This window comes from Methanosarcina sp. A14, from assembly GCF_001729375.1.
GTDB lineage: Archaea > Halobacteriota > Methanosarcinia > Methanosarcinales > Methanosarcinaceae > Methanosarcina > Methanosarcina barkeri.
The window spans coordinates 1-6,427 of sequence record NZ_LZPK01000263.1; the positions used below are offsets into that span (position 1 = coordinate 1).

The 6,427-nt window shown below is 42.7% G+C and carries 4 protein-coding genes and 1 pseudogene; 4 read left to right on the forward strand and 1 reads right to left on the reverse strand.

Going from position 1 to position 6,427, the window contains the following annotated elements; all coding sequences use genetic code 11:
- A pseudogene (locus tag A9239_RS12305) lies at window positions 1-240 on the forward strand (YncE family protein); the annotation flags it as partial.
- A gap of 537 nt (window positions 241-777) precedes the next feature.
- Here the strand turns inward: A9239_RS12305 and A9239_RS12310 are convergent.
- Window positions 778-1,935: a nitrous oxide reductase family maturation protein NosD gene (locus A9239_RS12310; RefSeq protein ID WP_048154411.1), complete on the reverse strand. Its 1,158-nt coding sequence runs from the start codon at window positions 1,933-1,935 to the stop codon at window positions 778-780.
- A 317-nt stretch (window positions 1,936-2,252) separates the two neighbouring features.
- On the opposite strand from A9239_RS12310, the gene A9239_RS12315 reads away from it, so the two are divergent.
- The 3 genes from A9239_RS12315 (at window position 2,253) to serA (ending at window position 6,271) form a co-directional block, all read left to right on the forward strand.
- Window positions 2,253-3,623, forward strand: coding sequence for a Single-stranded DNA binding protein (locus A9239_RS12315; protein WP_048154414.1), 1,371 nt, complete (start codon window positions 2,253-2,255; stop codon window positions 3,621-3,623).
- On the forward strand, window positions 3,616-4,485 hold the full coding sequence (locus A9239_RS12320) for an RPA family protein (protein WP_048120088.1): 870 nt from the start codon (window positions 3,616-3,618) through the stop codon (window positions 4,483-4,485). The genes A9239_RS12315 and A9239_RS12320 overlap by 8 nt, the downstream gene beginning before the upstream one ends.
- 214 nt (window positions 4,486-4,699) lie before the next feature.
- Window positions 4,700-6,271, forward strand: coding sequence for a phosphoglycerate dehydrogenase (serA, locus tag A9239_RS12325; protein ID WP_048120086.1), 1,572 nt, complete (start codon window positions 4,700-4,702; stop codon window positions 6,269-6,271).
- Window positions 6,272-6,427 lie beyond the last annotated feature (156 nt).

Consider the following 6,427-nt stretch of genomic DNA (forward strand, 5'->3'; position numbering starts at 1 on the left):
AACTATGGAGATGGTACTATTTCTGTGATTAACACAGCCACAGACACTGTTAAAGCCACAGTGAAGGTAGGCAGTTATCCTTTAGGGGTTGCTTTCAGTCCGGACGGGACTAAAGCATATGTGGCGAAAGAAACAAGCGGTGCTGTCTCTGTAATTAACACAGCAACAAATAAGGTTATAGCCATAGTGGGAGTAGGAAAAGAGCCTGTTGCATTCGGGAAGTTTATTGCCACAACATAACACTTAATATTTCTTGTTGCAAACTTCAAAGGCTCGCCACTCTCAGGAAAAGCACCATTAATTGTGTTGTCTTTACTGAAAAAAGCACAGGAACACCGTTATTAAATTGAAATAGAGTTTCAGAAACTAGATCTCCTTAGCCCACAGAATCTAACGCATAAACTGCCGATTTAGGTTTAGTTTACTGACAAAAACACCAGATCAAAGTCAAGGATAGCGGGAAAAAGATAAAGCTAAAGGGTCTATGATTACTGATCAAATCTTGAAAATAATGGACCTGTTATCCTTATTTATATGAGTTTGAGACGGCCATTTTCTTTACATTTTATAGTTGCTGACCCGTAAAACCTGCTACCCTTTTCGTGATTATATTTTCAACTTTCTCTCAATTTTTTCTCAACTTGTTTTCGGCTTTCCCTTAACTATTCTCTCTTTCTTCTAAATTTTTCTCTACTTGTTCTTAACTTTGTCTCCGTTTCTTTCACTATTCTCATTTTTTCATATTTTTTCTAATCTTAAATTAATTATTTCTTTTCTTTACCTGTCCCGCCTCAGGAAATAAGCTGCTCCTACAGCCAGCCCCACAATTCCAGGTCCAGGGCCAGGCGATTCTTTTTCTCCTGAACCCTCTTCATTGGTAGCATTTTTGTCAGTAGTATTTTCATTGGTAGCGTTTTCATTGGTAATATTTTCGTCAGTAGCATTTTCGGCTGCGGGGCCTGTCGCTTCTTCGGTTTTGTTTACAGTGGTTTCGGAACTGGTTGCTTTTTCCATATCAGCCAGACCCTGCTCGTAAGCACTGGCATTCAGATTGCTTTCAAGGGCTTTTACGGCATTTGGGACCTTTGGGAAGAGAGGGTAATTATCGGTTCCTCCGCCTGTGATGTTATATGAGGTATCACAAATTCCGTTGCTGTTTTCGTCCACACCGGTTTCGCTGTAACCTTTGCCTTCAAGGTCGGCCCAGAAATTCCCTCCTATGTAAGGTCCACTGACAATATTCTTTTTTGTTTTGAGGGGACTTTGCCAGAGATTTTCTGCGTTTGCGGCTTTTTCATCCACGTTTTCGGCGTTTTTGAAGTAATTATTATAGATCAGATTCTTACTGCTTGCTTCAAGTGAAATTCCAGGACCGTAATTATAGGCAATTGTATTGCCAATGATATCATTTGAGTTTGAGTTTTCGAGCCGTATTCCTTTTTCGTCAAGGGTAATGAGATTGTTGCTTATGGTATTGCTGTCAGAACCTTTGAGAAGAATGCCATATTCGGCTCCCTGAACTCTATTGTTGTTAATGTAGCAACTGTTAACTCCTGTAAGCAAAATTCCTGCTTTTTCCGAGCCCTCAATGGCAAACCCGCTAAAAGATGCCCTATCCACGCTGATTTCAACAGCGCTTTTCGTGGGCTCGGCTGCTCTTATCACAGTATCTTCCGGATTTCCGGATTCCGACCAGATCTGGACTTGCTTATTTATTTTGAGATTTTCAACATAGGTTCCAGGGCTTACAATAATCGTGTCTCCAGCTTCGGCTTCATCGATTGCGGCTTGTAGAGAGATATAGTCTCCGTCGGTTGCCGAGCTTACCCTTAAATTCGAGGCAGAGGAGGCAGAGCAGGTGCATAGAACTGCCAGAGTAATCGCAAGTGCTGTCAGTTTAAAAGCTCTGAAATTATGTCCTTTTATTCTTCTCATATTAGCTCTTCCTTTAAATTTTGAAGCGTCCGTTTGTTTAGTCAGGCTTCAACTCTTTAGACAAAAGAAAGCTTTCCTTTTCCAGGTTTTTTAGCGTTTTTAGTAAAAACTCTCTCAATACTTTGTCAAGTAAGTAATTTTATCCCGAAATTAATATACCTTTGGAAATAAAAAATTCTAAACAGCTATCCTTAAATAATAGTTCAATATCCTCTGATAAAAGAAATTAATCTTCAATTAAAGTCTTAAATACTGTAAAATCTGATATTACACTGAAATTTTATTGTTTTATTATTGTCTCGAATGGAGGCCTAAAAATGGATGAGAAGATTGCGCCCCACCTTGAAGAGTTAACCAGGGCGCTTGGAGATCTTGAAAAGACTGGCATCCGAGCAGAGTTTGAGAAACTCATTGCTTTTCGTGTCCCGCCTGATGTCGCAAAAGAGAGCATCCTCCGCAAGTATGGAGGAAAAAGGAAAGTTTTGAAAGTAAAAGATCTGTCTGCCAATCTTAAAAATTTTGAGCTTACAGGCAGGATTCTGGACATTGGGGAAAAGTCAATCCGTCCACAGGCAGGAGCTCAGGAAAAACCTTCCAGGCTTTATACAGGAGTTCTTGCGGACGAAACCGGAGCAGTTCTGTTTTCTTCCTGGAGGAAGCTGCCAGGTTCGATTGGGGATGTGATTAATATCAAAAATGCCTATACCCGGATCTGGCAGAACCGAATCAGGCTTTCTATAGGAGAACAATCTCCTGTGTCGAAAATTTCGGATTCTTCGCTCCCATCCTTGTCCGAACTTTCAGCAAGCCAGAAAAAAAAGTTAATTGACATAGGAGCTGTGGATTTTTCCGTAGATACAGTAGCCTGCGTGCTTCAGCTTTCATACAGGGAAATTCTTGTAAAGGGACGCCAGTCCAGAGTAATCTCGGGCGTACTTGCGGACGAAACCGGGAGGCTTCCTTTTACGGCCTGGATTGAACTGCCTGGCATTGATATCGGGAACATTATTCTAATTGAGGGAGCTCAGGTGCGGATGTTCAGGGGAGTGCCATCAGTAAATATTCTGAGCAGCACAAAAGTTTCTTCTATCGGGCTCGATGAGGCCGAAAAACTTGCGTTTACCTTTGAATCTGCAGCAAAAGATCCTACCCCTATCAAAATTCAGGAGATAAATTCAAGATACAGCATGTTTGATGTGTGCATAGCAGGCAACCTTGTTTCAGTCAGACCCGGTTCAGGCATTATCTCCCGCTGCCCTGAATGCAGTCGTGTAATCCAGAAAGGAAACTGTAGGGTTCACGGTAAGGTCGAAGGTATATGGGACATGCGAATCAAAGCCATACTGGATGACGGAACAGGTTCCGTGCTAGTTATGTTTCCAAGGGAACTTGCGGAAATTATCTATGGAAAAACTCTTGAGGAAGCCGAACAGCTGATGTTCTCTGATGTCTCAAAAGATGCAGTTTATGAAGATTTAAGGCGTTTTCTTACGGGTCGTTATCTTGCAGTACGAGGAAACTCTTCTAAAAATGAATTTGGGGTTTCTTTTGTGGCTGAAAATGCCTGGGTACCTGAAGATGATCTTGCGGTAAGGGTAGTTGAGCTCCTTCGCAGGCTCGGGCCGGATGAAGAAGAGGGACAGGAGAAAAATTCACAGGTTTCCAGGGGAGGAATTGAGCTTGCTTAAACGAGAGGTTGCAAAAAGAGTTTTTGCAAGAGAATTCGAAGCCTGCAGAGAACTTGAAAAATCCGAGCGGGCTGACTCGGAAGCTGCGGATTCAAAAACTCCAAACCTGCTTATTAGCCCTATGGGGCTGATTCTCAATCGTGTTTTTGTGGTTGGAGTAATCACAGAACTTGACAATATCGGAACACAGAGTGAGATGTGGAAAGCGAGAATAGTTGATCCCACAGGGGCTTTTACGGCATACGCAGGGCAGTACCAGCCTGAAGCTTCTATATTCTTTTCAACGGTACAGGTTCCTGCTTTCATAGCCCTTACAGGAAAAGCCAGGACATATGAACCCGAGCCCGGATCGGTTTTTGTTTCTATTCGAGCTGAAGAAGTAAATGTAGTGGATGAGGAAATCCGCAACAGATGGGTTGTGGATACCGCCGAACAGACCGTTGAGAGGCTTGAAGCCTTCTCGGATGCTCTGGCCAGTGGGTACCGTGGAGAGAAACTTAGGGAATACCTCCTGGGGAAAGGTATTTCTTCAGAGTTTACGGAAGGTATCATGATTGCGCTTGAACGGGGACGCTCTCCTGATGAATTTGCAAAACTCCTTCGGTCTTCCATTAGGGAGGGTCTCAAAACCCTGGATCTGGATTCTGAAAATAGTACAGATGCTAAAGCTGACCAGAAGGAGTTCGTGCTTGAATTGCTCAAGGAAATGGGTGGAAGCAAAGGAGTTGATTATGCAGCTTTTATGGATGCTGCTGCTTCTCGAGGCATTTCTGAGCAGGTTGTAGAAGAGGTTATCCGTTTCCTGCTTGCAGGCGGGCAGTGTTACGAACCGAAGATAGGGATAATAAGGCTTGTAGGGTAACCATAGATAAGATTTACAAAGCTTGTGGAAACCATAGGTAGGCTTATGAGGCTTTCAGGAAAATCATGCAGGGAAGAAAACCTGCGGTAAAAATAAAATTTGAAGGGATTAGCTCTTATATATGTGTGATAATGCTTAAGTGTGATTAGGTTAATTGGTATTCTCTGTTAAAATTTAATATTTCATCTTTATTGTATTAATTGGAGAAATTGACATGAAAGTATTAGTCAGCGACTCACTCTCCAATGAAGGTTTGGAGATTCTAAAAGAACACTTTACGGTTGATGTTTCCACCGGGCTTTCCGAAGATGAGCTGGTGAAAAAAATTAAGGATTACGATGCTCTTGTAATACGCAGCGGCACCCATGTTACTCCGAAGATAATCGAAGCTGCCGACAACCTGAAAATTATCGGGAGAGCCGGGGTCGGAATTGACAATGTTGATGTGGATGCAGCTACAAAGAAAGGCATTATTGTGGCTAACTCTCCCGAAGGAAATATGATTTCGGCAGCAGAGCACACAATTGCTATGATGATGGCAATGTCCAGGAACATTCCACAGGCAAATGCTTCCCTTAAAGGCAAGGAATGGAAACGTAGTAAATTCACAGGTGTCGAGGTCAAAGGCAAGACTCTGGGAATTATAGGTCTCGGAAGGATCGGTTCCGAAGTCGCAAAAAGGGCTTCAGGGCTTGAAATGAACCTTCTGGGGTATGATCCTTTTGTTTCTGAAAAGCGGGCTCTTGAACTTGGTGTCAAGCTAGCTACAGTTAACGAAATCGCAAAAGAAGCCGATTACATCACAGTGCACACTCCTCTTATTAAAGAAACCAGAAACATTCTTGATGAAGAACAGTTTGCTCTGATGAAGCCTACAACCAGGGTTCTCAACTGTGCTCGCGGTGGCATTATCAACGAAGAAGCTCTGGCAAAAGCTCTTGAAAGCGGAAAAATAGCCGGTGCAGCAATAGACGTTTTCGTTGATGAGCCTCCTTTTGACAGCCCTCTCCTGAAATTTGACAATGTTGTAGTAACTCCTCACCTTGGTGCCTCTACAAAGGAAGCTCAGGTCAATGTGGCAGTAGATATTGCAAAGGAAGTAACATCTGTCCTCACAGGTGGACCTGCAAAGAACGCAATCAATATCCCGTCAGTAAAGCCGGAAGCTATGGCAGTTCTTGCCCCTTACATCAGGCTCTCCGAAATTATGGGTAAGATTGCAGGGCAACTTGTAGACGGAAACTACGAAAAAGTCGAAATTGGATATAATGGAGAGATTTCCGGAAAAGATACAAGGCCTCTTACAGTTTCGGCTCTCAAAGGGCTGCTTGAAATGGCTCTCGGTTCCGGAGTTAACTATGTCAATGCCCCCACTCTTGCAAAGTCCAGAATGATTGCAGTCGTGGAAAGTAAATCCGAATCTTCTGAGGAATACTCTTCAACTATCAGTATCAAACTTAGCAGCAACGGCAAGGCAAAACTGGTTGCAGGTACCGTTGTCGGAGACGATCCTAAGATCGTAGCAGTCGATGATGATAGAGTAGATATCTTCCCTGCAGGCCGTATGATTTTTGCCAAGCACATCAACAGGCCCAACGTTATCGGACCCTGCTGCATGTTACTCGGTAAAAACAATATCAATATCTCAGGCATGCAGGTTGGCAGATCAGAAATCGGAGGCGTGACCATGATGGTTCTTAACGTAGATTCCGAAGTTTCTGACCCAATCCTTGAGGAAGTCCGGAAAGTCGATGGAATTCTCGACGCCAAACTTGTGACACTCTAAACTTTCCTTTTCAGGAATACTTTACTCCGGCAGAATTTCAGGGTAGAAAATCCTAAGCCGGAGACTTTAAATTTTTGAGTCTTTCTCTTAAATTTCTTGGTTTTAAACTTCTTTATCTTAAATGTTCATATTACATTATTAATAATATTACACTAT